This window comes from Nocardia sp. NPDC050712 (assembly GCF_040654295.1).
GTDB lineage: Bacteria > Actinomycetota > Actinomycetes > Mycobacteriales > Mycobacteriaceae > Nocardia.
This window is the reverse complement of record NZ_JBFAHT010000002.1, coordinates 943,093-967,393: the sequence shown is the minus strand read 5'-3', so window position 1 is coordinate 967,393 and position 24,301 is coordinate 943,093. Positions and strand designations below refer to the sequence as shown.

Annotated in this window: 21 protein-coding genes; 17 read left to right on the top strand and 4 right to left on the bottom strand. The window is 69.7% G+C overall.

The genetic code is table 11. The annotated features are described in order from the left end of the window. The first annotated feature begins 13 nt into the window (after positions 1–13). From AB0H76_RS14910 to AB0H76_RS14900, 3 genes are read left to right on the top strand one after another with little or no spacing between them, the layout of a single operon-like run. A complete protein-coding gene (locus AB0H76_RS14910; RefSeq protein WP_357322932.1) occupies positions 14–790 on the top strand; it encodes a glucose-1-phosphate cytidylyltransferase in 777 nt (258 codons plus the stop codon). Continuing rightward, a complete protein-coding gene (locus AB0H76_RS14905) occupies positions 787–1,437 on the top strand; it encodes a PIG-L family deacetylase (RefSeq protein WP_357322930.1) in 651 nt (216 codons plus the stop codon). The genes AB0H76_RS14910 and AB0H76_RS14905 overlap by 4 nt, the downstream gene beginning before the upstream one ends. Further along, positions 1,438–2,472 (top strand): SDR family oxidoreductase, encoded by a 1,035-nt coding sequence (locus tag AB0H76_RS14900; RefSeq protein WP_357322927.1) that lies wholly within the window; start codon positions 1,438–1,440, stop codon positions 2,470–2,472. On the opposite strand, the gene rfbC is transcribed toward AB0H76_RS14900, so the two are convergent. Continuing rightward, positions 2,450–3,010, bottom strand: coding sequence for a dTDP-4-dehydrorhamnose 3,5-epimerase (gene rfbC / locus AB0H76_RS14895; RefSeq protein ID WP_357322924.1), 561 nt, complete (start codon positions 3,008–3,010; stop codon positions 2,450–2,452). The two genes, AB0H76_RS14900 and rfbC, sit on opposite strands and share 23 nt — an antisense overlap. Before the next feature lie 34 nt (positions 3,011–3,044). Between rfbC and AB0H76_RS14890 the strand changes: the two genes are divergently transcribed. Then, positions 3,045–4,130 (top strand): methyltransferase domain-containing protein, encoded by a 1,086-nt coding sequence (locus tag AB0H76_RS14890; RefSeq protein ID WP_357326185.1) that lies wholly within the window; start codon positions 3,045–3,047, stop codon positions 4,128–4,130. 201 nt (positions 4,131–4,331) lie between these two features. Beyond that, positions 4,332–4,961: an MspA family porin gene (locus AB0H76_RS14885; RefSeq protein WP_357322921.1), complete on the top strand. Its 630-nt coding sequence runs from the start codon at positions 4,332–4,334 to the stop codon at positions 4,959–4,961. Between the two features lie 35 nt (positions 4,962–4,996). On the opposite strand, the gene AB0H76_RS14880 is transcribed toward AB0H76_RS14885, so the two are convergent. Beyond that, a complete protein-coding gene (locus tag AB0H76_RS14880; protein WP_357322918.1) occupies positions 4,997–5,830 on the bottom strand; it encodes a glycosyltransferase in 834 nt (277 codons plus the stop codon). Between the two features lies 1 nt (position 5,831). After that, entirely contained in the window at positions 5,832–7,175 is a 1,344-nt protein-coding gene (locus tag AB0H76_RS14875) for a polysaccharide pyruvyl transferase family protein (protein WP_357322915.1), read from the bottom strand. A gap of 282 nt (positions 7,176–7,457) precedes the next feature. Here AB0H76_RS14875 and AB0H76_RS14870 point away from each other — a divergent pair, with 282 nt between their 5' ends. The 10 genes from AB0H76_RS14870 (at position 7,458) to AB0H76_RS14825 (ending at position 19,922) form a co-directional block, all read left to right on the top strand. Next, positions 7,458–8,525 carry a glycosyltransferase family 4 protein gene (locus AB0H76_RS14870; protein WP_357322913.1) on the top strand — a complete coding sequence of 356 codons (1,068 nt, stop codon included), beginning with the start codon at positions 7,458–7,460 and terminating at the stop codon, positions 8,523–8,525. Beyond that, the gene (locus AB0H76_RS14865) at positions 8,522–9,649 is read left to right on the top strand and encodes a glycosyltransferase family 4 protein (protein ID WP_357322910.1); all 1,128 of its coding nucleotides are present in this window, start codon (positions 8,522–8,524) and stop codon (positions 9,647–9,649) included. The genes AB0H76_RS14870 and AB0H76_RS14865 overlap by 4 nt, the downstream gene beginning before the upstream one ends. After that, a complete protein-coding gene (locus AB0H76_RS14860; protein ID WP_357322907.1) occupies positions 9,642–10,988 on the top strand; it encodes an oligosaccharide flippase family protein in 1,347 nt (448 codons plus the stop codon). The genes AB0H76_RS14865 and AB0H76_RS14860 overlap by 8 nt, the downstream gene beginning before the upstream one ends. Beyond that, entirely contained in the window at positions 10,985–12,001 is a 1,017-nt protein-coding gene (locus tag AB0H76_RS14855) for a glycosyltransferase (RefSeq protein WP_357322904.1), read from the top strand. The genes AB0H76_RS14860 and AB0H76_RS14855 overlap by 4 nt, the downstream gene beginning before the upstream one ends. Further along, positions 11,998–13,374, top strand: coding sequence for a hypothetical protein (locus AB0H76_RS14850; RefSeq protein WP_357322902.1), 1,377 nt, complete (start codon positions 11,998–12,000; stop codon positions 13,372–13,374). Before AB0H76_RS14855 ends, AB0H76_RS14850 begins: the two co-directional genes overlap by 4 nt. Further along, the gene (locus tag AB0H76_RS14845) at positions 13,365–14,648 is read left to right on the top strand and encodes a protein tyrosine kinase (protein WP_357322899.1); all 1,284 of its coding nucleotides are present in this window, start codon (positions 13,365–13,367) and stop codon (positions 14,646–14,648) included. Before AB0H76_RS14850 ends, AB0H76_RS14845 begins: the two co-directional genes overlap by 10 nt. Continuing rightward, complete coding sequence (locus tag AB0H76_RS14840; RefSeq protein ID WP_357322896.1) at positions 14,645–16,000, top strand: glycosyl hydrolase family 28-related protein; 1,356 nt, start codon at positions 14,645–14,647, stop codon at positions 15,998–16,000. The genes AB0H76_RS14845 and AB0H76_RS14840 overlap by 4 nt, the downstream gene beginning before the upstream one ends. Before the next feature lie 3 nt (positions 16,001–16,003). Beyond that, positions 16,004–17,278 (top strand): GNAT family protein, encoded by a 1,275-nt coding sequence (locus AB0H76_RS14835; protein ID WP_357322893.1) that lies wholly within the window; start codon positions 16,004–16,006, stop codon positions 17,276–17,278. Positions 17,279–17,457: 179 nt separating this feature from the next. Beyond that, positions 17,458–18,816: a glutamate-1-semialdehyde 2,1-aminomutase gene (locus tag AB0H76_RS14830; RefSeq protein ID WP_357322890.1), complete on the top strand. Its 1,359-nt coding sequence runs from the start codon at positions 17,458–17,460 to the stop codon at positions 18,814–18,816. Then, a complete protein-coding gene (locus tag AB0H76_RS14825) occupies positions 18,816–19,922 on the top strand; it encodes a glycosyltransferase (protein ID WP_357322887.1) in 1,107 nt (368 codons plus the stop codon). The genes AB0H76_RS14830 and AB0H76_RS14825 overlap by 1 nt, the downstream gene beginning before the upstream one ends. A gap of 4 nt (positions 19,923–19,926) precedes the next feature. Here the strand turns inward: AB0H76_RS14825 and AB0H76_RS14820 are convergent, their stop codons facing one another. Next, on the bottom strand, positions 19,927–20,415 hold the full coding sequence (locus AB0H76_RS14820; RefSeq protein ID WP_357322884.1) for a hypothetical protein: 489 nt from the start codon (positions 20,413–20,415) through the stop codon (positions 19,927–19,929). 299 nt (positions 20,416–20,714) lie between these two features. Here AB0H76_RS14820 and AB0H76_RS14815 point away from each other — a divergent pair, with 299 nt between their 5' ends. Together AB0H76_RS14815 and AB0H76_RS14810 are read left to right on the top strand one after the other, a co-directional pair. Next, on the top strand, positions 20,715–22,721 hold the full coding sequence (locus tag AB0H76_RS14815; RefSeq protein ID WP_357322883.1) for an SDR family oxidoreductase: 2,007 nt from the start codon (positions 20,715–20,717) through the stop codon (positions 22,719–22,721). 142 nt (positions 22,722–22,863) lie between these two features. After that, the gene (locus AB0H76_RS14810; protein WP_357322880.1) at positions 22,864–24,111 is read left to right on the top strand and encodes a bifunctional 3,4-dihydroxy-2-butanone-4-phosphate synthase/GTP cyclohydrolase II; all 1,248 of its coding nucleotides are present in this window, start codon (positions 22,864–22,866) and stop codon (positions 24,109–24,111) included. Positions 24,112–24,301: the final 190 nt, after the last annotated feature.

Genomic DNA, 24,301 nt, shown 5'->3' with positions numbered 1-24,301 from the left:
GGAGGGAATACACATGAAGGTAGTGCTCTTTTGTGGCGGCTACGGCATGCGGATGCGCGACGGCTCCGACATGCTCCCGAAACCGATGCAACTGGTGGGTCCGCGCCCGCTGCTGTGGCACGTGATGCGCTACTACGCGCACTACGGGCACAAGGAGTTCGTGCTGTGCCTGGGCTACGGCGCCACCCACATCAAGAACTTCTTCCGCACCTACGACGAGTCGGTCTCCAATGACTTCGTCATCCGCGAGGGGCAGGTCGAGCTGCTGCGCGAGGACATCAGCGACTGGTCGATCACCTTCGTCGACACCGGCGTGGAATCGGCGATCGGTGAACGCCTGCGCCGCGTGCGCGAGCACCTCGACGGCGACGAGACCTTCCTGGCCAACTACGCCGACGTCCTCACCGACGCCCCGCTGGACCTGATGATCGACAAATTCGAGGCCTCCGGCGCGGCCGCCTCGATGATGGTGGTGCCACCGCAGCAGTCGTTCCACTGCGTGGACGTCACCCCGACCGGCGAGGTCAAGGACATCATGCCGGTCTCGCGGATGCCGCTGTGGGAGAACGGCGGCTACTTCGTGCTCACCCAGGAGGTCTTCGATCTGCTGCCGCCGGGCGGCGACCTGGTCGCCGACGCCTGCGGCGCGCTCGCCGGGCAGGGCCGGCTCTTCGGCTACCAGCACCTGGGGTTCTGGAAGCCGGCCGACACCTTCAAGGAACGCGCCGAGCTCGACGACGCCTACCGCACCGGCAAGCGCCCGTGGATGGTGTGGGAGCAGCACAGGTGAGAGCCCTCTCCGCCGCGCCCGTGGCGGAAATCGCGGTGCTCGGCGCGCATTGCGACGACATCGCGATCGGCATGGGCGCGACCCTGCTCACCCTGGCCCGGGCGCGGCCGGGCCTGCGGGTCCGCGCCCTGGTGCTCTCCGGGGCCGGAACACCGCGCGCCGACGAGGAACTGTCGGCGCTGCGGGCGTTCTGCCCCGACGCCGACCTCACGCTGACCGTGCTCGACCTGCCCGACGGCCGGGCGCCCGCGCACTGGGACCGGGTCAAGGACGCGCTGCACACCTTTCGCGGCCGCACCGCGCCCGATCTGGTGTTCGCACCGCATCGCGAGGACGCGCACCAAGATCATCGGCTGCTGGCGGAGCTGATTCCCACCGAATTCCGGGACCAGCTCATCCTCGGCTACGAGATACTCAAGTGGGAGACCGATACACCGCGGCCGGCCTTCTTCCACCCGGTGAGCACCGAAGTCGCCGAGGAGAAGGCGCGGCTGCTGCACAAACACTACCCGTCCCAGGCCGGCCGGGACTGGTTCGACGAGCAGGCGTTCACCGGGCTGTCCCGGTTGCGCGGGGTGCAGTGCCACGCACAGCACGCCGAAGCGTTCGTCGTGGAAAAAGCCGTTATCGCGTTGGGAGGCAAGTGAATGCGGATCTTGGTCACTGGACATCAGGGTTACCTCGGCACCGTCATGGTGCCGGTGCTGCGCGCCGCGGGCCACGAGGTGGTCGGGCTGGACACCGGATACTTCGAGGATTGCGTACTGGGTGAGCTGCCGGGCGATCCGCCCGGTCTAGCGGTGGATCTACGCGACGTCAGCGCCGAGCAGCTACAGGGCTTCGACGCGGTGATCCATCTGGCCGCGCTGTCCAACGATCCGCTGGGCGCGCTGGCGCCGCAGATCACCTACGACATCAACCATCACGCCTCGGTACGGCTGGCCCGGCTGGCCAAACAGGCCGGGGTGCGGCGGTTCCTGTACGCCTCGACCTGCTCGGTGTACGGCGCGGGCGGCGCCGACCTGGTCACCGAGGACGCGCCGCTGCGCCCGCTGACGCCGTACGCGGAGAGCAAGGTGCGCGTCGAGGACGACGTCGCGGCCCTGGCCGACGACAGCTTCTCCCCCGTATTCCTGCGCAACGCAACGGCTTTCGGTTTCTCGCCGCGCTTGCGCGCGGATATCGTGCTGAACAATCTGGTCGGCTACGCCGTGCTCACCGGCGAGGTGAAGGTGCTCTCGGACGGGACGCCGTGGCGGCCGCTGGTGCACGCCGGCGATATCGCCTGGGCCTTCGCCGCCTGCCTGACCGCGCCGATCGAGGCGATCCACTGCCGGGCCTACAACGTCGGCACCGAGGAGAACAATCTGACGGTCGCGCAGATCGCGGAGGCGGTGGTCGAGGCGGTACCCGGGTCCCGGTTGCTGATCACCGGGGAGAGCGGGGCCGACCCGCGCTCCTACCGGGTCGACTTCTCGGCCGCGCGCCGCGGGCTCGGCTTCAAGGCGTGGTGGAGTGTGCCCGCCGGGGCGGCACAGCTGTTCCAGGAGTACACGACTCGCGGGCTCACCAGCGCCGACTTCTTCCAGAAGTTCACCCGGCTGGCCCACCTGGAGCGGCTCCGCGACACCGGCGTCCTGGACGCCTCGATGCGCCGGCTCACCCCCTCCACACGGTCCTGAGCAGATGCTCCCAGCTACCGGCGGCGGCGTCGCGGGGCGAGACGATGCTCGCGGGCATCGGCCACTCGATGCCGAGTTCGGGATCGTGGTAGGCCACGCCCAGGTCCTCGGCCGGGTCGTGCGGGCGGTCGATGCGGTAGCAGACATCGGCCGTGGCCGAGATCGCCTGGAAGCCGTGCAGGAAGCCCGGCGGCACGAACAGGGTGTGGAAGTCGTTGTCGTCCAGGCGGAATGCCTGCTGCTGCCCGAACGTCGGGGAGTTCGGGCGGATGTCGACCAGCACGTCGTGCACGGCTCCGTTGGCGCAGCGCACCAGCTTCGCCTCGCCGCGCCCGGACCGGCCGTGCATGCCGCGGACCACGCCGCGGGCGGACCGGGATTGCGAGTCCTGCACGAAACTCGCGGCGGCGCCGGAGGTTTGCAAGTAGTCGTCGAAGATCTCGGCGTCGAAGGTCCGGGTGAACAGACCGCGGTCGTCCCGATGGGGCTGTGGGATCAGCAGCAGGACGTCCGCCAGATCGCATCGCTCGATACGCACCGGGTCATCGTCGCATGAGGAAGGGTCAGTTGTGGTGATTGTCTGCCGCGGATGCGGGAGCGGCGGTCTGACGCCGGTGCTGGATCTGGGGAAAGTTCCTGCGGCCGATCACTTTCCGGCGGCCGGATCACCTGTCGACGCGAGCGAGACCGCGCATCCGCTGCGCATGGACCTGTGCCTGGAGTGCGATTTGGCGCAGCTGGCCGAGGACGACACCCGCGCCGAGGAGCCGCGCGGGGTGGAGCCGCAGGCGTTGCGGGATCAGGCCGCGGCCGCGGTCGAGCGGGTCGCCGGGTCGCTGCGCGGGCGCACGGTGCGTGAATTCGGCAGTCCGCATGGCGGGACCTGGGTTCCGCTGCTGGCGGCACGCGGGTTCAGCGAGGTCACCGGCACCGCGGACGTGGTGCTCGACTGCTTCGGCATCATGCACGAGCCGGATCAGCGGGCGGCGTTCGCCGAACGGGCCGCGGCGACCGCGCCCGGGGGCCTGCTCCTGCTGCAATACCACTCGCTGGCCACGATTGTGGCGGCCGGACAGTGGAACGCGCTGCGACACGGCCACTTTGCCTACTATTCACTCGCGGCCGTGCAGCGATTGCTGGCCACCGCGGGCATGAGCGTCAGCGGCGCGTGGGAGTTCGACCTCTACGGTGGCACCGTGCTGCTCGCCGCCGAGCACGGGGCCGTCGAGCCCGGGGAAACGGTGGCCGCCGTCCTGGCCGCCGAGGCCGCGCAGCTCGACCTCGCCGCGCTGCGGCGCTTGCAACAGGTCACCGACGAGCATGCTCGCGCTCTGCGCGCGTGGCTGGAATCACAGTCTGCACAGGGTCTTCGGGTGTACGCCTACGGCGCGGCCTCGCGCGCGGTCGCCCTGTTCAGCCTGGCCGGCGTGCACGCCGGCCTGCTCACGGCGGTCGCCGACGCCTCGCCGGCCAAGCACGGCCGCCGCATGCCGGGCACCGATGTGCCCATCGTCGCCCCGGCCGAACTGCTGGCGGCGCAACCGGATTCGGTACTGCTCACCCTGCCCGACCTGCTACCCGAGGTCCGCGAGCGCTTTCCAGAACTCGCGGGCCGATGGTTTCTGGACGACCCGACCGGACCGGTGAAAGGAGTATGATCGCCCTGAATTCGCTGCACCGCAGCGGATTTGTAGCTCGCTCGGCTCATATCTGTTGATACGACACACACTATTTACTGTCACCCTGATGAAGCTGGACGATGGAATGTTGCCTCGTGTGCTCGAGGGCGGGGAGACAACGGGCGCGGCAGGGCGCCGGTCAGGCGCTCATCGGGGCGCGGGGATATTAAGGGGATTCAGATGAGGGAAACCAAGCTCCGGGTGCGGAGCGCGCGCATGTTCGCGTTGGCCTCGATCCTGGCAACAGGATTGACGCTCGGGAACGGGTCGGCCGTCGCGGCGGTCGACAGCTCCAACAGCATCGTCGATCAGAGTTCGCGTTCGGTCGAGGCGATTCAATCCGATACTCGCATAGATTTCGTGCCGCCGCTGGACGGCAACCCGCTCACCCGGGAATGGTTCCACAACGGCACGGCGGCGTACCGCATCTCCGGTCCGGACGCCGACAAGTGGAGCGGCCACATCACCATCGGCTATCAGGTCGGTTTCCCGGCCACGCTCAACGGCCGGCTCAAGTTCGAGTACTCGACCCCCGGCCTGGGCGTCGATCTCGGCAACGACTCGGTCCTGAAGATCGACAGCCTGATCCCGCGTGCGGGGATCGTGCTGGAGGTCGGCTTCGGGCCGGGCATCAAGACGGTCGAGGTGGCCGGCGCCGACGTGTCCGGGGCCGAGGGGTTCCTGCGGCTCGGCTCCTTCCACGGCACTGTGACCGGGGTGCTCGGGCCGACCAATATCCGGCCGTTCGTCGCGGTGTCCAGCTCCAGCGGCGACACCGTGATCACCTACGGGCAGCTCTGGACCATCTAGGCCCGGCTACCCGAACGATGGGCATCGCCCGGATCTCACAGGAGGTCCGGGCGATTTCGTACCGTCGCCACGGTGCGCACCCGCAGGCGATGCAGCGCCTGGCGGGCCAGCCGGGAATCACCGGCCAGCACGTCACCGCGGCTGACGAACTCCGGGTAGTCCCCGGCCAGGCGGTGGTGGAACTTGAGCATGTCGGTCAGCTTGCTCACCGTCGAAGTCTGGCTGCACAGGTTGAACGACGAATTGCGCCAGGCCGCCAGGATTTCGGTCATCCCGAAGAAGACGCCGAAGGAGGCGACGCGGGCGAACAGGTCGACATCCATCGGGAAGACCAGATCACCGCGCAGGCCGCCGACCTTGTCGAAGTGTGCGCGGTAGAACATGCCCGCGGCGGTCGGCCCGAAGTCGGCGGGGCCGCGGCGGACGATGGCCCGGGCCAGGGCCCGCGGAGATTGCCGGCCGAGCAGGCCGGGCAGCCCCAGGTCGGTTTCGAGCAGCTCGCCGGCCTCGCCGATCACCTCGAATCGACTGGAGGAGATGGCGATCGAGGCATCCGACATCACCTCGAGCTGCGCGGCCAGGGCGCCGGGACGCAGCACGTCGTCGGCGCAGACCACCTTCACCAGCTCGCCGGTGGACGCGCGGATCGCGGTGTTCCAGTTGTCCCCGATCGGCAGCACCGTCTCGTTGCGCAGCACCCGCACGCGCGGATCGTCGAATGAGTGCGCTACCTCGCCGGTCTCGTCGGTGCTGGCGTTGTCGAGCACCAGCAATTCGAAGTCGACGTCTTGTTCGAGCACGGTGCACAGCGTTGTCGCCAAGGTACGACCGGCGTTGTATGCCGGGACAACCACGGACAGCGTGGACATATCAGCCCCCTAAACGTTGCACCGGTCGCAGCGGCCCGTCCTCCACCAATCCGAAGACGCGCTCCAATCCGGCTCTGCTGGCGTCGATCTGGTCCATGGCCCGCTGTTGCAGCGGGTCACGCAGTGCGGGCGCGGTATCCCAGAGTTCGGTGATCGCGCCGGTCAATTGTTCGGACAGGTCCGCGTCGTCCAGATGCACGACGCGCAGCCCGGCGCCGAACATGCCCGCCAGGCCGTGGAACTTGTCGTCGTAGTACTCCGAGGCGGTGATCCCGACGGCCGGAATACCCTGGGACAGCGCGAACACCGCGAGGTGGTACGCGCTGGTGACCAGCACCCGGCAGCGCGCCACCTGGCGGGCCACGTCGTGGGCGTCGGCGCCGCGACCCACCGGCGCCGCGGCGCGTTCGGCCCCGTCCAGCAGCGGCAGCGTGGAAAGCCGGTCCTCGGAGGCGTATTCGGAGATGATCAGCGGGATCAGCCCGGCATCGAGCTCGGCGGCCCGCGCGCGCACGACCTTGCCGAGAGTGTCCTGCGCGGCGGCGCTGACCTTCGAGTAGTCGGCCACCCGCAGGCACAGCCCGATGTCGGCGCCGATCCGGGGATCGCGCAACCGGTAGGCGAATTCGACGGCGTCGTCACCGGTGACCAGCACCTGGTCCCGGGGAACACCTAGTTGCGCAAGCAGTTCCGGGCCCCGCCGCGCCTCGCGCAACCCGATGAAATCCACGCCGGGCAATACCTCCCCGGCCCGGCGCCACAGCTGCTTGTCGTGCATCGGGCCGAGCCCCTGGCCGACCAGGGCGGTCGGAATGCCCAGCCCGCGCGCGTGTTCGAGCAGATCCATGGTGCGGTGCGCCTGATAGCGATCGACATCGGTGAGATAGCCGCCGCCCAGGGCGAGCACCAGCGAGGCCGCTCGGACCGCGTCGGGAATCTGCACCGGGAACTCCTCTGGAATCTCCTCGGTGTCATCGGCGGAAACCGGCCCGGCATTACCGCCGGCGGCCCGCAGGGCCCGGAGCCGGTCCTTGGGGCCGTCGGTGGTCGCGCGCCACCAGAGCGCGGCGGGACCGACCAGTTTTGTTGCGGCCGTGCGGGTCAGCCAGCCGTCGGAGCCCCAGTCCCAGTCGGGACCGCTGATCGGCTCGACATCGGGCAGCAGGCCGCGCAGGATGGCGGGTTGATGGGTGAGCAGCCCGATGCGGGCATGCGGCCAGCGAGCGCGTATTCGCTCGATGGTGACCGACATCATCGCGATGTCGCCACGATTGCGCAGCCAGTACTCCCCGTTCTCGACGAGTACGCGAATTTCGCGCTCGTCGACGTCGGTTCGTTGCGCCACAGACGATCCAATCCCCACAGTTATTGATCCTCCCGCTGGCCCCCCGCGGGTCGGCTCGTCGGCGAGCTCGAACTCGCTGTGCAATTTACACCCGCAAAGCTCTTGCAGGCCAGAGTACTCGGACCTCCTTGTTGTCGACCCGAGCGCGCCGCATTCACCTAGACTGTTGCGCGGGAAGCTAGTTCGGCATTGTGCTGCGAAAACGTCCGCACGCAGGAACGATCGATGCGAGGGAATTAGGGGGCTGGGGTGTCGACAGGGCCCGAGTTTGTTTCTGTCCATATGACAGGTTCGGAATGGTTCGCCTCGGCTCCCGGCGGACTGAACCGGTATTTCACCGACCTGTTTCACGCGCTGGCCCGCAATCCCGAGGCATCGGTGTCCGCGGCGGCTTTCGGCACCGCTCCGGAACTGCCGGGCGCGAAATCCTGGGGGCCGCTCGGCGGTTCGACCGCACGGCGGGCGCGCACCGCCTTTCTGGATCGGCGCGCCCTGCATCCGGACACGGTGCTGGACCGGCATTTCTGCCTCTACGGTCCGCCCGCGGTCGACCGGCGCGGCGGCCTGCCGCTGGTGGTGCATTTCCACGGGCCGTGGGCGGCCGAGAGCAGGCTCACCGGCCAGCGTGAAATCGCCACGCGGGCAAAGTATCTCGTGGAGCGGCTGCGCTACCTGCGCGCGGATCGGTTCGTGGTGCTTTCGCACTACTTCCGCGATGTGCTCAGTAATGACTACGGCGTCCGCGCCGATCGCATCGAGGTGATACCTCCCGGCGTAGACCTGACCCGGTTCACCGCGGCCCCGCCGCCGAGCGACACCGGCTCCCGCACCGTGCTGTGCGTGCGCCGGCTGGAACGGCGCATGGGCATCGACAATCTGCTGCGCTGCTGGCCCGAGGTGCTGGCCGCGCATCCCACCGCGCGGCTGGTGATCGTCGGCACCGGCACCGCCGAGCCCGAATTGCGTGCGCAGGCAACGCCGCTCGGCGCTTCCGTGCGGTTCGCCGGGCACATCGACGACACGGAGCTGACCGCCCTGTACGAAAGCGCAGCCCTGACCGTCGTGCCCACCGTCGCACTGGAGGGCTTCGGCCTGATCGCGCTGGAATCCCTGGCCGCGGGCCGGGCCCCGATCGTCACCGACTGCGGCGGGCTCCCGGATTCGGTTCGCGGACTGGATCCTTCGCTGATCGTGCCCGCGGGCGACGCCGCCGCGCTCGGTGCGCGCATCGTCGACGCGCTCGACGGTGACCTGCCCGGAACCGCGAAATGCCGGGCGCACGCGGAGACTTTTTCGTGGGATGTCACAGCGGAGCGTCATCTGACGATGTACCGGGATATCAGACGATGACTCGGGTTCTCTTCCTGGCGCATACCGCCGCCCCCTCCGGTGCCGAGCTGGCCACGATGCGGCTGGCGTCGGCCTTGCGGGACCTCCCGGGGTTCACACCGAGCGTGATCTACACCGAGGACGGGCCGATGGTCGAGCGCATGCGAGCACGCGGGGTCGAAACCCGGGTGCTGCGTGGCGCTTTCGACAGCCGCGCGATGACGATCGGGGCGGGGCCGCTGCGCCTGCTGGCCGGGTTCGTCGCGCTGCTGCGGCTGGGCTGGTCGGTGGGTGACGCGGCGCGGTCCGCGGACGTGCTCGTCGCCGAGAGCACCAAGGCCCTGGTGATGGGCAGCATCGCCGCGCGCCGCGCGCGGATTCCCCTGGTCTGGCAGGTGCACGATCGCATCGCGGCCGACTACTTCGGGCGGCTGCCCACCCTGGTCATCCGGACGCTCGGGCGGCTGGTCGCGCAGGGCTACCTCGCCAACAGCAGAGCCACGCTGGCGACGCTGTCCACGGGGCGCAAGCCGGCCGTAGTCGCCTATCCCGGTGTGGAACTCGGCACCGAGCGCACCCGGGCGGCGCAGCGCGCCCCGCAGGACACGGTGGTCGCCGTCGTCGGGCGGCTGAGCCCGTGGAAGGGCCAGGATCTGCTGCTGCGCGCACTGGCCGAGACGAAGGTCCGCCCGCACCGGGTACTGCTGGTCGGCGGGACCTTCTTCGACGAGCAGCCCTACCGGGCCGACCTGGAACGCCTCGCCGCCGAACTCGCCCTGCCCGTGACCTTCACCGGGCACGTCGAGGATCCCGGCCCCTACCTGCGTGACGCCGACGTGCTGGTGCACTGCTCGGTGCTGCCCGAACCGTTCGGCCAGGTGGTCGTGGAGGGCATGCACGCGGGGTGCGCCGTCATCGCCTCCGGCCCCGGCGGCCCCACCGAGATCGTCGAGGACGGCGTCGACGGCCTCCTCGTCACCGGCGGCGCGCAAGCGCAGCTCACCGCCGCCCTGGACACCCTGCTACTGGATCCCGCCCTGCGCTCCCGGCTCGCCGCGGCGGGCCGGACCACAGCCGACGACTTCGCAATCGGCGCGACGGCGCGCACGGTCGCCTCTTTTTTGGAGCACCTGCGCCATGACTGAACCCAAGCACCGCCGAACCGACGAAGTCCGTGGCAGCGCGGGAGGTGGTACGCATCGCTCCCAGGGGGCGTTCGGCCTGCTCCGCGACATCGGCTTCGTCATGTTCGGCAAGTACGGCCAATACCTGATCACCATCGTGACGGTGCCGCTGATCGCCCGCCTGCTCGGCACGCACGGCATGGGCCTGATCGCGATCGGCATGTCGGCGTACTTCCTCGGGTCGCTGCTGGTCGACCTCGGGATCACGCAGTTCCTGGCCGCCCGCGTGCACGATTCGATGGACGGGCAGACCGGCGCCGAGCGGCACGCGCAGATCAACCAGTTGCGCGGCGACTACCTCGCGATCCGGCTCAGCATTCTGGCCGTCCTCGGTGCGGCCCTGCTGCTGAGCCTGGTGATCCGGATGCCCGAAACGCTCGGCATGGTGCTGCTGGGCCTGTTCGCGGGCGGCTTCTGGTCGATCTCGGAGGATTGGCTGCTCATCGGGCAGGGCCGGTTCGGCACCTCCACCGCGTATCAGGCGGTCGGCCGGATCGGCTATCTCATCCTGTTGGTCGCGCTGCTGCCGCGGCTGCCGAGCGCGCAGCTGGCGCTGCTGTGCCTGCTGGTGTCCTCGGTGCCCACCGTGGCCCTGACCTGGTGGGATTCGATCCGCACCTATGGCAGGCCGTCCCGGCCGCACCTGTTCCTGGGCGTATTGCGCACGGGCGCACCGGTTCTCACCTCGCGACTGCTGGTCACCCTGTACGGCCAGGGCGCGGCGGCGGTGTATTCGGCGGTGCTGAACACCGTGGCGCTCGGCCTCTACTCGGCCAGCGACCGGCTGGTCCGCGCCATCCAGTCCACGCTGGACCCGATCGGGTTCGCGCTGCTGCCCCGTATGGCCCGGCGCAGCGCCGATCACCGGTTCTGGCGGCACGCCCTGCAAGCCCTCGCGCTGTGCGTGGGCGCGGCGATCCTCGCGGCGGGCGCGGTGTGGCTGGCCGCGCCGATGCTGATCCATCTCGTGTTCGGCCACGAATTCGACTCCGCCATCGCGCTTTTGCGGGTGGAAGTGTTCATCCTGCCCGCCACCACGGTGACCTCGTTCGTCACCACCGCGCTGCTACCGGTCCGCCAGGACACCACCGGCGTGCTGGTCGGGGCGATCCTGGGTACCTGCGTCGCGGCGGTCGCGCTGGCGATCGCCTTCCGCACACACTCGGTGTGGACGCTGGTCTACGGGACCGTGGTCATCGAATTCACCGTCGCCGCCTGGTATCTCGCGCGCGTGCGCTGGCTCATCGTGCGCGAGCGCACCGCCTTGGCCGGCGCGGCACTGAAGGAGGGTTCGACGTGAAGATCCTCTACCTCGGCGACGACTGGGTCGGCAGCAACGCGCGCTCGCTGGCCGACGGGTTCCGCCAGGCCGGGCACGAGGTGGTGGCGCTCGATTCCACCCCCGTGACGTTGCCCGCGCGGGGGTCGGCCCCCTGGGTCTACTCGAAACTCGCGCACCGCCGAGCGCCGTGGCGGGTCGAGGCGCTGCACGCCGAGATCGACCGGGCCGCGGCGGAATTCCGGCCGGACCTGCTCTTCGTCTTCAAAGGCGTACACCTGGATCAGCGGCGGCTGCTGGACGTGCCGGCGCGCTGGCACGTCCACTACAGCCCCGACGATGTCGCCAACCCGGAGAACATCAGCCCGGCGTACCTGGCGCACGAGACCGGCTGGGACCTGGTGGTGACCACCAAGCGGCACAACGTGCCCGAGCTGCGCGCCCGCGGCGCCCAGCAGGTCCTGTTCGTGCGCAGCGCCTACGACCCGGCCTGGCACCAGCGCACCGCACGCCGCGGCACCCGCGAGTACCTCGCCGGATTCATCGGCGTGTGCCGCCCGGACCGGCGCGACCAGCTGGTCGACCTGGCCCGGCACTACGGCGACCGGATGATCGTGCGCGGCCCCGGCTGGCGCCGCATCCCCGAACTGCGCACCACCGGCGCGACCATCGCCGGGCCGGTCTACGGGCAGCAGTACTCCACCGTGGTCGCGAGCATCACCGCGAATCTGGTCCTGCTCAACTCCGGTAACCGCGACACCCACACCTGCCGCACCTTCGAGGTGCCCGCCGCGGGCGGACTGTTCGTCGGCGAGCGCACCGACGAGCACGCGGAACTGCTGCGTGACACGGTCGAGTGCTTCCTGTTCGACGAACCGGCGGAGCTACACGGCATCCTCGACTGGTGCGCGACCCACCCCGACAAGGCCGCCGCCGTCGCCGAGGCGGGCTATCAGCGCATCACCGGGGACGGGCACCGCTATGTCGACCGGGCCCGGGAGATCCTCGGCGCGCTGCCGCGGGGCGCGTCATGAGAGCCGCCGTCGATGTCGCCCTGATCGCGATCGCACTGCTCACCATTGTGGTTGCCGCACTGCGGATTCCGGGTGTGGCGCGAGTGTTCCTGATCGGGCAGGCCGCGTTCTGGTCGCTGTCCTACGTGGCGCGCCCGGTGGTACTGCTGGCGGTGCAGCCCCAGACCCATTACGGCGACAATGTCCCCGATCCGCGCCTGGCCGACCTCGGCTACGACCGGATCATGGCGCTGGTCCTGGATCACGTCGTCTTCGGGTTGTGGGTCTACGCGGGCCTGGTGCTGGCCTACGCGCTCTGGGCGCGCAACCGCCCGGCGCCGGCCGAACCGGCCATCACCGCCAACGCGGACTTCGTCCCGGCGCTGGCCACCATGTACGCCGTCGGGCTGCTCGGCCGGGGCGCCACCATGGCCACCGGCGCGGTCGGCCAGGCCGGTGATGTGGGCAGCGCCAACCCGATCCTGAGTTTCGTCACCATCCTGGCGACCATCGCCGCCATGGGGCTGATCATCTTCCTGCGGCCCGACCGCACCCAGACCACCGTGCTGATACTCGGCGGGCTGCTGGCCGTCGAACTGATGTGGACCGTGATCGTCGAGTCCAAGACCCCGGTCCTGGGCGCCGCCATGGCCGTGGCCGTGCGCTTCGCGATCGTCGGCTGGAATCGCGCCAAGGCGTACGGCGTCGGCGCGATCGGCGTGGTCGGCATCGTCGGCTTCGGCTGGTTGCAGTCGTTCAAGACCACCGAGTTCGCCAAATCCGAAGCCGCTCTCACCGATTCGCAGTATCCGGCGATGGTGCGGCCGTTCCTGTCCATCCTGCGGCGCTTCGATCTGCTCGAAGCCGCCACCGACGCCTACTATCACGGGCCCGACTACTGGCTGACCGCCACCGAGGTGCTGCGCCACGGCCTGCTCAGCCTGATCCCCGGGCAGCTGCTGGGCACCCAGAAGTTCCAGTCCGGCGTGGCCTGGGCCAACGACATCCGCGGCGCCTCGGTCGACATGAGTCAGGTGTCGGTGTCGCTGGCCGAGGGCAATGTCAACGAGGGCTATGTCATCGGCGGCTACACCGGGGTACTGCTCGGCGTCGGCTTCACCTTCCTGCTGCTGCTCGCCTGGGCGAAATCGCTGTACTCGCGCCATTTTCCGCTGGTCGTCCTGGCCCTGGCCATGACCGGATCCTCGGCGCTGTTCGAACGCGGCTTCCTCGGCAGCATGGAGAACCTGGGCAAGTTCCTGCAGGCCGCGGTCCTGGCCTGGCTGATCTACCTGGTGGTCAAGGAATTCCGGCGGCGCGCCAAGCCGCTGCCGCCGCGCACCGACGTTCGACCTGTTCCAGTAGGGAAAAGAGGTTCCGCGCAATGGGATTGACCGACTATCTGAAGATCGCGCGGCGGCGCTGGCTCATCATCGCCGTCGCGCTCGCGGTAGGCCTGCTGGCGGCGGGAGCGTATCTACGGAGTCAACCCACCACCTACGTCGCCTCCAGCAGCACCTACGTCTCGATGGCGACCGGAACCTCGGTCAACGACTCCTACCAGGGCGGGCTCGCGGCGCAGGGGCGGGTGCGGTCCTATCTCGGGCTGGCCACCAGCGCCACGGTGGCGCAGCGGGTCATCGACGACCTGAGCATCAAGATGTCGGTGGAGGAGGTGCGCGGCAAGATCACCGCGTCCTCGCCGCCGGCCACCGCCACCATCATCATCTCGGTCACCGACGAGAATCCGCAGCTGGCCCGCGATCTGGCCAATACCGTGGTGGCGCACTTCCGCCGCCTGGTCGCCGAGCTGGAGACGATCGAGCAGACCGCCGCGCCCGCCGCGCGGGTGGAGGTCATCGACAAAGCCGAGCTGCCGACCGATCCGGCCGGGCCGCAGGGCACCCGGATCTATCTCGTCGGGCTGTTGGCGGGACTCGCCATCGGCGGGCTGGCGGCGTTCCTGCGCGATCGCACCGACCGGACGCTGCGCACCTCCAATGATCTCGAAGGCGTACTGGGCGGCCGGGTTCCGATCCTCGGCATCATCGACGAGGGCCGGCCCGGCGCGATCGGCGAAACCCGTCGCCTGCGCACCCGGCTGCTGCGCGACGGGGAGGCGCGCACCGTCCTGGTGACCAGTCTGTCGCCGCATTCCCGGCCGGAAGTGGCGCAGACCCTGGCCCAGGCCTTCGCCGACACCGGGCGCTCGGTGGTGCTCGTGGACGCCGACACTTCGGGTGCTGGAAGTTCGCGGGAAGACACGAGTCCGGGGCTATCGGCGGTGCTGCGCGGGTCGACGCCGGTGCCCGAGGCGCTCACCGCGTGGCCGGAAACGGGGCTTACCGTGCTGCCGCTGGGCGCGGCGGACGGCCAGACCGCCGACCTGCTGGCCTCCGATCGGTTCGCGAGCACCCTGGCGAAACTGCGCACCGAGTTCGACCATGTGCTGGTAGAGGTCGCGCCGGTGGCTCAGGCCGCCGACGCTCTCGCGCTCGCCCCGCTCTGCGAGCAGACCCTGGGCATTGTCGAACTCGGCGCCACCAATATCCCCCAATTGCGCGGCGCGGTCGCGACATTCGGTGCCGATCGGCTGACCGGCGCGGTAGCGTACAGCAAGCCGGGCAACAGCCTGAAACGGTTGATCGGGAAGACAACACGGAGATGACAGACGATGGTCTCGGCCGCCGCAGAATGCTCGTCACCGCGCTCGGCGCTGCCGCCGCGCTCCCGCTGGCGGCCTGCGCCGCCCCGGAATCCCCGGGGCTCGAATTCCGGTCGCCACACGTGACCGATGCCCCCTCGGCCCGCAACGTCAAGGACTTCGGCGCCGTCGGTGACGGCGTCGCCGACGACACCGAGGCGCTCGCGCGCGCCGCCGAGGTGGGCGATGCCTCGCTGGTGCTGTACCTGCCCGCGGGCAAGTACCGGGTGACGGCATTCCCCAAGCTGCCCGATTACGCCACCGTGCTCGGCGACGGCGGCGATGTCTCGCTGATCACCTGCGACACCGACACCACCCTGATCGAACTGCGCAAGCAGAACCGGGTGCGTTTCTCCCGCCTCGGCATCTTCATGTCGGGGCCGGCGTCCACGGCGGTGCTGCTGTCGAACTGCTTCCGGTGCTCCTTCGACGCGGTGGTGCTGCGCGGTAATCACCTCAGCGACAATCATCCGAAGTTCGTGCAGCAGCGCGGGGTGGTGCTGGAGGGCGACACCGGCGGCACCGCGTTCATCAACTGCGACATCAACAACTTCGGCACCGGCATCGTCACCTCCTGCATCCAGAACTATGTGACCTCGTCCAAGCTGACCAGCAACTACGTCGGCGTGCTCGGCACCGGCAACGACCACAACGCCGGATTGGCGCTGACCAACGTGGAATTCGTCTCCGACCGGGACCCGCGCACCACGGTCAACCACATCCGGGTCGACGGCGCGGCCAACGACTGGTGGCTGACCAATGTCTGGTTCGAGGGCGCCGAGATCGCCTTGTCCATCGGCGATTTGAAGCGCGGCGGCCCGTCCCAGTTCGGCATGACCAATTGCAAGGTCGCGGCCCGCACCGTCGGCGTGGACCTGATCTATTGCCGCCAGCCGTACCTGGCGAACGTCATCTTCGACAAGGATCTGGACCGCGCGCCGACCGACGTCCGGGTGGATCCCACCGGCTGTCCCGAGGGCACCGCGATCAATCTCATCTCCACCAATACCGACGATCTACCACCGGGCATCTTCCCGGACGGCTGGACCGTGATCAGCCGCAACAGCATGCACACACCGCACTTCGCCGGGACGATGGTCGGGCGGGCCGGCGCCAGCGACGCCGATATCTTCCAGGCGCAGGGCCCGGACAACGCGGTGCGCTCGGCGATCTTGTCCAGCGGCGCTTGGCTTTCCGAACGACCGGAGGCCGGCGTCGTCCTGAAGGACACGGCCGGGGCCTACTGGCGGCTGACCGTGTCCACCGACGGGGCGCTGGGCGCCGCTCCGCTGGGCCGGCAGCGCCCCAGGGGGTGAGGCGTGCCCGACGGTGAGGTCTCGCTGTCCCGGATTCACCTGGGCCCCGCGCGGTTACCGAGCGCGGCGGTCGTACTACGCCCACCCCGATTCGACGACTACGCCCAGTGGCGGCGGATCCGGTTGCGCGATCAGCGCTACATCGAGCCGTTCTGGACCACCTCGCCCCTGCCCTGGGCCGAGCGGCACACCGGAAAGCTTTGGGTGCGTGAGGTTTTCGACAGCCGCGCCGATGCCCGCGCCGGGCGTCGGCTCGGCACCGTGATCGAGGTGGACGGACGGTTCGCCGGGCAGATCGAGCTCGGCTCGCTCGCGGCCGGCACCGGCGAACTGGGCATCTGGGTGGACGCGCAGCTGGCCCGGCACGGCATCGGCGGGCTCGCGGTCGCGATGATGCTGGACTTCGGGTTCCGGCGGGCCGGGCTGCACCGGATCACCGCGCCCATCTCCCCCGCCAACAAGGGGACCGCCGCCGGGGCCGCCGCGCTCGGGATGCGCCGGGAAGCCCGGATGACGCGATACTTCGACGTCGACGGCGAACGGCGCGATCACGATCTGTGGGCGGTGCTCGCCTCCGACCTACCGGCCGAGGGCGCGACCGCGAACTGGATCGCCCGCCATTCCGGCAGCGAGCCGCTGCCGCCCGTGCCCGCCGACGACACCGCGGCCCCGAGCCGTTCCACGATCGCCGTCGCCACCGCCCGCTACTACGCTGGCCGGACCCGGCACGCCGCCGACCCGCTGCGCACGTCCCCGGAGGTGCGGTTGACCGATCCGGCGCACCCGGAGGTGGTGGTCCGGACCCGCCGGTTCACGGACTGGACGCGGTGGCGCGAGAGCCGGGCCCGGGCCCGATCGACCTCGGCCGAGAGCCACGCGCCGCCTCGATATCCGCGGTGGCTCCGCGAATACCTGGGCGCCCGAGCGGGATTGCGCTCGCCCGCCGGGCTGGTGCTGGCGATCGAGGTGGACGGGGTGTACACCGGCGAGGCCCGCCTGTTCGAGCTGGACATGTTCGACCGCAACGCCCGGATGTTCGTCTGGACCGAGCCGCTGCTGAACCGGGTGCGGGAAACCGTCATGCGGCTGCTGATCGCGCACGGCTTCCAGACACTGGGCCTGCGCCGGATCGCCACCGAGATCGAGGCGGCCGACGCCGCCTCCGCCGAGATCGCCGGGCGGGTCGGAATGATCCGGGAGGGCCGGATGCGCGAATTCGTCGGACCGACCGGTCGCCGGGCGGACCACGATCTGTGGGCCGTCACGCTGCGCGAATGAACCGGTTACCCCGCCCGCACGTTCAGCCGAGTGTGTCGCGTGGCGCGCGGTGTCCCGGTAACGAAAGGACAGCGCCACCCGACGGGTTTACAGTGGTCCGTAGATCCTTCGCGCACAATGCGATTGGTGTTGCGGGCTTTCGAGTGCGCGTGTGTCACCCACCGTCGGAGGAGCCCCTCATGTCGTCTGTGTCCAGCGAAGAACCCCCCGCCCGCCCGCGCGGCTACACCCGCAGCAATCAGCTTCAGGCGCAGTTACACGCGCTGGTGCCCGGCGGCGCGCACACCTACGCGCGCGGATCCGATCAATATCCGGAGCACATGGCGCCGATCCTGGTGCGCGGCAAGGGCGCCCGGGTCTGGGACGCCGACGGCAACAGCTACGTCGAGTACGGGATGGGGCTGCGCTCGGTCACCCTGGGGCACGGCTTCGAGCCGGTGCTGACGGCGGTCGGCCACGCCATCGCCGACGGGGTCAGCTTCAGCCGCCCCACCGAGCTGGAACTACTCGCCGCTCAAGACTTCCTGGACCTGGTGCCCGGCGCCGACATGGTGAAGTTCGCCAAGAACGGGTCCGATGCCACCACCGCCGCGGTGCGCCTGGCGCGCGCGGCCACCGGGCGGACCGCGGTCGCGATCTGCGAGCAGCCGTTCTTCTCCGTCGACGACTGGTTCATCGGGACCACCGCCATGGACAGCGGAATCCCCGCGACCGGCAGCACGGTGACATTCCGATACAACGACCTGCCGTCCCTGGCGGCGGTGCTGGCGGCGCAGCCGGTGGCCGCGGTGATCCTCGAGGCGGCCACCGCGCTCGCCGAACCGGAACCCGGTTTCCTGCAAGGGGTTCGGGAGCTGTGCGATGAACACGGCGCGCTGCTCGTCTTCGACGAGATGATCACCGGGTTCCGCTGGTCGGCGCGCGGCGCGCAGACGCTGTACGGCGTGCGGCCCGACCTGTCGTGCTGGGGCAAGGCCATGGGCAACGGGTTTCCGCTCTCGGCGCTGGCGGGCAAGCGCGAGTACATGGAACTGGGCGGGCTGAACACCGACCGGGAGCGGGTGTTCCTGCTGTCCACCACGCACGGACCCGAGACGGCCGCGCTGGCGGCCTTCCGGGCGGTGGTGCGGGAGTACACCGACAACGATCCGATCGCGCGCATGGAGCACGCCGGGCGGCTGCTCGCCGACGGTGTCAACGCTGTCGCGGCCGATTACGGCATCGGCGAATACCTCCAGGTCCTCGGCCGCCCGTCCTGCCTGATCTTCGCCACCCGCGACCCCGAAGGCCAACCCTCCCAGCCGTTCCGGACGCTGTTCCTCCAGGAGCTGCTCGAGCGCGGGGTGCTCGGGCAATCCTTCGTGACCTCGGCGGCGCATACCGAGGCCGACATCGCCCAGACCGTCGCCGCCTGCCGGGAAGCGGCCCTGGTCTACCGCAAAGCACTCGACCAGGGCAGCGTGGACGGTCTGCTGAACGGCCGGCCGGTGGCGCCGGCCATCCGCCGCTACGCGGCGCCGCGAAGATTGGAATTCTGATGGGTTTTCCGCGCATGGCGATCGTGCACGAACGGTTCACCGAGCTCGGCGGCTCCGAGACCTGCGTCGCGCAATTCTTCGAGAACTGGCCGCGCGCCGAGGTTTTCGCACCGATCGTCGAACCCGACAGCGTGCGGCCGCCGCTGCACACGGTGCACGACACCTGGCTGAGCAAGGCGCACTCGGTCACCCGCTCGCACGCGCCGCTGATGCCCTTCGTGCCCCGCGCGCTGCGAAAACTGCCGCTGCGCAACCGGTTCGACGCGGTGCTCATCAGCCATTTCGCCTTCGCCACCCAGGCGGTGTTCGCCACCGACGCCCCGACCATCGCCTATGTGCACAGCCCCGCCCGCTGGGCCTGGGACCCGGCCTTCCGCGCGCAGGAGGCGGGCGGGCGCACCGGCCAGGCCGCGCTCTCGGTACTCGGCGAGTTCGCCCGGCGCAACGAACTCCGGGCCGCGCTGCACCTGAGCCACGTCATCGCCAACTCCCGCGCCGTCGCCGAACGCGTGCACGACTGGTGGGGCCTGCCCGCCTCGGTCATCAACCCGCCGGTGCACGTCGATCGCTTCACCCCCGCCCCCGCGATCCCCCGTGAGGACTTCTTTCTCTACGCCGGCCGCCTCGTCCCCTACAAGCGCGCCGACCTGGCCATCCGGGCCGCTCAGCAGGCCGGTGTGCGCCTGGTCGTCCTGGGCGACGGCCGCTATCGCCAGCACCTGGAATCGATCGCGGGCCCCGAGACCACCTTCCTCGGCGCCACCTCCTTCGAGGTCCTGCTCGATACCTACCGCCGGGCCCGCGCCCTGCTCATGCCCGGCGTCGAGGATTTCGGCATCGTGCCCGTGGAGGCGATGGCCTGCGGCACCCCGGTGATCGCGGTCGGCGCGGGCGGGGCGCTGGACACCGTCATCCCCGGGGTCAGCGGCGAGCACGTCCCGTTCGGCTCCGACGCGGCGGTGATCGAGGGCTTCGCCAAGGCCATGGCCGCCTTCGGGATCGCCGACTACGACCCGTCCACCATCCGCGACCACGCGATCACCTTCTCCCCCAACACCTTCCGCAATCGGATCGCCGCGACCGTCGACGAGGTGCTGGCCGGCTGACGGGTTACCGGGTGATCGTCACCGAGGGGCAGTAGTGCCGGATCGTGTGCAGGATGACATCGGAGCTGGCGCGGAGTTCGCCGGTGCGGATGGTGTGCAGGTCGCGGACGCCCGGCAGGATGGTGAGGCGGGCGCCGCCGGCGTGGATGAGGGCGATCTCGGGCCAGGCGAAGGCGGTGACCGCGCCGTCGGTGATGTGCGTCAGCCCCTCCGGCGTGATGATCAAACAGGTTGTCGTGCGCCGGATTTCGCGTGCCAGCCAGAGCGCGCCAAGGCCGAGGGTGGCCCACAGCAGCCCGAGCACCAGGCCGAAGGCCGCGCCGAAATGGTCGAAGGCGGGATCGTTGCGGTCCGCGACGGCGCCGAGCGCCGAGAGCACGACCAGGGTGCCGCCGCCAGCGAAGACAATCCCGACGAGCAGGCAGAACCAGTAGTCGAGCAGCATCGTGTGCGATTGCCGATACGTCGTGGACGCCCCGTACCTCACCGCCACCGCCGAACCACCCGGACGCGAACGGACCACCCGCCCGCCGATCGCCCAGTCTACGGGCGCACGGCCGACAGTTCAGCAGACCGCGGGTAACTGGAAAGTCTTGTCACACATACCCTCTGACCTGGGCCGACAGGGTGACCAGTTCCACACCGTGTCGTTTTGCCGCAGACTCCTCCGACCTATTACAGTTTCTTATCAGTCGGGCCGAAGGTGTTCCCCGGCTTCTTTCATCCGCATCCACTGCTGCATGTCGGATCGGCGTTGTGCCACAAGGCGATTCATGACAAGCAGGAGGAGCGATGGTTTCCTACATCGTTACGGGCGGTACCGGATTTCTCGGGCGGCGATTCGTGCAGGGCTTGCTCGACGCCGAACCCGAGGCGATCGTGCACGTGCTCATCCGCGCGGCGTCGCGGGCCAAGTTCGACGAGCTCGCGGCCGGCTGGCACGGCGGCGAGCGGGTGTTCGCGCTGCTCGGCGACCTGACGGCGCCGAATCTCGGGCTGCTCGACAACGCGCCCGCGGCCGACCACGTGGTGCACCTGGGCGCCGTATACGACATGAGCGCCGACGAGGCGACCGCGCACGCGGCCAATGTCGCGGGCACCGAATCGGTCATCGCGCTGGCGCGCGAGCTCGGCGCCGTACTGCATCACGTGTCGTCGGTGGCGGTCGCCGGTGACCACAAGGGCAAGTTCTTCGAGGAGGACTTCGACCTCGGACAACAGCTGACCTCGCCGTATCACCGCACCAAGTTCGCGGCCGAGAAGCTGGTCCGGCAGGCGGCGGGTGTGCGGTGGCGGGTCTACCGGCCCGCGATCGTGGTCGGCGATTCCCGCACCGGCGAGATGGACAAGATCGACGGCCCGTACTACTTTTTCCCCGCCATCGCGAAGCTGGCGGGGCTGCCCGCCGACCTGCCGATGCCGCTGCCGGATCTGGGCGCCACCAATATCGTGCCGGTCGACTACGTCGCCGCGGCGATGGTCGAACTGGTGCGCCGGCCCGGCCTGGACGGCCGCACCTTCCACCTGGTCAACCCGGATCCGCAGCCGTTCAGCGAGGTCTACCGCGCGCTGGCCACCGCGGCGGGCGGCCCGGCCGGCATCGGCGTCGTGCCCGGCAGCGGACGCGCGCTGAGCGGTCTCGGGCACCTGCCCGGCGTGCCCGCCGTCCGCGACTTCCTGTTCGAGCAGGCCGGGATTCCCGCGGCCGTCGCCCCGCACGTCGGCTTCACCGCCGAGTTCGTCGCCGACTCCACCCAGGCCCAGCTGCGCGAGTCCGGCCTGACCGTGCCGGCTTTCGAGAGCTACGCCGAGCGCCTGTGGCAGTACTGGCGGGAGAACCTGAACCCGGACCGCGGCCGTCCCGTCGCGGGTGACCCGTTCGCCGGGCGCATCGTGCTGATCACCGGCGCCTCCTCCGGCATCGGCCTGGCCAGCGCGCAGTCGGTCGCGCGCCGCGGCGCCACCGTGCTGATGGTGGCCCGCGGCCGAGACGACCTCGACGCCGCGGTCGCCTCGGTGCGCGCCGAGGGCGGTTCCGCCTACGGCTACCCGTGCGACATCACCGACCCCGAAGCGGTCGAACTGCTGGTCAAAACCGTGCTGCACGACCACGACCACATCGACTACCTGGTCAACAACGCGGGCCGCTCGATCCGCCGCTCGGTGCTCAACTCCACCGACCGCATGCACGACTTCGAGCGCACCATGGCGGTCAACTACTTCGGCGCGGTCCGTCTGATCCTGGCCCTGCTCCCCTCGATGCGGGCGCGGCGCTTCGGTCACATCGTCAACATCTCCTCGATCGCGGTGCAGACCAAGGTGCCCCGCTTCGCCGCCTACGTCGCGAGCAAGTCCGCCCTGGACAACTTCTCCGAGATCGCCGCGGTCGAAAACCGGGACGCGGGCATCACTTTCACCTCGGTCCGGATGCCGCTGGTGCGCACCCCGATGATCGCGCCCACCGACCTCTACCGCTCGCTGCCGGTACACGACCTGGACCAGGCGTCCGCGATCGTGCTGCGCGCGCTCGAGCAGCGCCCGCACCGGATCGACACCCCCGTGGGCACTTTCGCCCAGGCGGTCGATCTGCTGATGCCCTCGGTGAAGCGCTCCATCCTGCACCAGGGGTACCGGATGTTCGGGGAATCCCGTGCGGCACAGGGCGCGAAGCCCGAGGCGGATCAGCCCAGCGGGTCCCGCAGCCCGCTGGCCATGCTCGCGCCGGTGCTGCTCCCGCTGATGGCGCTGCCCACTCCCGCGGCGCGCGTCACGAGGGTGATTCCGGGCCTGCACTGGTAACCCCTGCGGTGGCAGAATCGTGCAATTTCCGGGCCATCCGCCCGCGCCCGCGCGCGTTTTCCCGGAGATCTGCACGATTCTGCCGATCCGCTCACCGGGACACCCGCTATCCGTCCTAGCTAGGAATATTTCTACTAGGCATATGGAAATCATGGGTCGCGGACAGCTGGACACGGTCGAGGTGGGGATTGCCGCGATCGCCGCGGGCGGGCTGGTGGTGGTCGTCGATGACGAGGATCGGGAGAACGAGGGCGATCTCGTGCTCGCGGCGTCGCTGGCCACGCCCGAGGCGATCGGGTTCATGGTCCGGCACACCAGTGGGGTGCTGTGCGTCCCGATGACGGGCGCCGAGCTGGATCGGCTGCGGCTGCCGCCGATGACGGTGGTCAACGAGGATCCGAAAGGCACCGCGTTCACGGTGTCGGTGGACGCGGCCACGGGGATCAGCACCGGGATCTCGGCCGCCGATCGGGCCCGGACCGTGCGGGTGCTGGCGGATTCGCGCACGATGCCGAGCGAACTGACCCGGCCTGGCCATGTGTTCCCGCTGCGGGCCGACCCGGACGGCGTGCTCGGCCGGCCGGGACACACCGAAGCCGCTGTCGACCTGACCCGGCTGGCGGGGCTACCGGCCGCCGGGGTCATCGCCGAGATCGTGCGTGACGACGGCGCCATGGCACGGCTGCCGGAACTGCGAGAATTCGCCCGGACCCATGGGTTGCCGATCATCTCCATCGCCGATCTCATCGACTATCGCCGCCGGCTGGAGCGCACCCTGCGCCGCGTCGTCGAGACCCGCCTGCCCACCAGATTCGGAGAGTTCCGGCTCCTCGGCTACTGCGACGACGTCACCGGAACCGAAACCCTCGCACTGGTTTTCGGCGAGCCGGGCCCGGAAGGCGCACTGGCCCGGTTGCATTCGGAGTGCCTGACCGGCGACGCGCTGGGCTCGCTGCGCTGCGACTGCGGCGATCAACTGGACGCCGCGCTGCGGCTGGTAGCCGAGGCCGGCAGCGGCGTCGTGGTCTACCTGCGCGGACAGGAGGGCCGCGGCATCGGTTTGCTGAACAAGCTGCGCGCCTACCAACTCCAGGATCACGGAGCCGACACCGTGTCCGCGAACCTGGCCCTGGGACTCCCCGTCGACGCGCGCGAGTACACCGCCGGCGCACAGGTGCTCGCCGACCTGGGCATCCACTCGGTGCGTTTGCTGAGCAATAATCCGGCCAAACAGGCCGGGCTCGAAGAATACGGCATCGAGGTGCTGCAACGGCTACCGCTCCAGGCAACCCCCACCGAACACAACATCCGCTATCTCCGCACCAAGCGGGACCGCATGGACCATCAACTGGGCGGCATGGACGTCGTCCACGAGCGCGCCACCTCGTAGAATTACTCGCCGGTCTCCCGGCCACGCTCGCAGATCTTCGGCACGTGCCGTGTCGGCGTCCAACGGCCCCGAGAGATGCTCGAACTCCCGGCCAAGCTCGCAGATCTTCAGCAGGTGCCGTGCCGTCGCCCAACCGACCTCCTAAAGTTGCTCGCGGGTCTTGCCGCCACGCTCACAGATCTTCGGCCGG

What these genes read in the sequence shown, in the direction of transcription:
- AB0H76_RS14910 (WP_357322932.1), top strand. Translation starts at nt 14, where the DNA reads ATGAAGGTAGTGCTCTTTTGTGGCGGCTACGGCATGCGGATGCGCGAC.
- AB0H76_RS14900 (WP_357322927.1), top strand. Translation starts at nt 1,438, where the DNA reads ATGCGGATCTTGGTCACTGGACATCAGGGTTACCTCGGCACCGTCATG.
- AB0H76_RS14885 (WP_357322921.1), top strand. Translation starts at nt 4,332, where the DNA reads ATGAGGGAAACCAAGCTCCGGGTGCGGAGCGCGCGCATGTTCGCGTTG.
- AB0H76_RS14880 (WP_357322918.1), bottom strand. Translation starts at nt 5,830, where the DNA reads ATGTCCACGCTGTCCGTGGTTGTCCCGGCATACAACGCCGGTCGTACC.
- AB0H76_RS14870 (WP_357322913.1), top strand. Translation starts at nt 7,458, where the DNA reads ATGACAGGTTCGGAATGGTTCGCCTCGGCTCCCGGCGGACTGAACCGG.
- AB0H76_RS14865 (WP_357322910.1), top strand. Translation starts at nt 8,522, where the DNA reads ATGACTCGGGTTCTCTTCCTGGCGCATACCGCCGCCCCCTCCGGTGCC.
- AB0H76_RS14860 (WP_357322907.1), top strand. Translation starts at nt 9,642, where the DNA reads ATGACTGAACCCAAGCACCGCCGAACCGACGAAGTCCGTGGCAGCGCG.
- AB0H76_RS14850 (WP_357322902.1), top strand. Translation starts at nt 11,998, where the DNA reads ATGAGAGCCGCCGTCGATGTCGCCCTGATCGCGATCGCACTGCTCACC.
- AB0H76_RS14845 (WP_357322899.1), top strand. Translation starts at nt 13,365, where the DNA reads ATGGGATTGACCGACTATCTGAAGATCGCGCGGCGGCGCTGGCTCATC.
- AB0H76_RS14840 (WP_357322896.1), top strand. Translation starts at nt 14,645, where the DNA reads ATGACAGACGATGGTCTCGGCCGCCGCAGAATGCTCGTCACCGCGCTC.
- AB0H76_RS14830 (WP_357322890.1), top strand. Translation starts at nt 17,458, where the DNA reads ATGTCGTCTGTGTCCAGCGAAGAACCCCCCGCCCGCCCGCGCGGCTAC.
- AB0H76_RS14825 (WP_357322887.1), top strand. Translation starts at nt 18,816, where the DNA reads ATGGGTTTTCCGCGCATGGCGATCGTGCACGAACGGTTCACCGAGCTC.
- AB0H76_RS14815 (WP_357322883.1), top strand. Translation starts at nt 20,715, where the DNA reads ATGGTTTCCTACATCGTTACGGGCGGTACCGGATTTCTCGGGCGGCGA.
- AB0H76_RS14810 (WP_357322880.1), top strand. Translation starts at nt 22,864, where the DNA reads ATGGAAATCATGGGTCGCGGACAGCTGGACACGGTCGAGGTGGGGATT.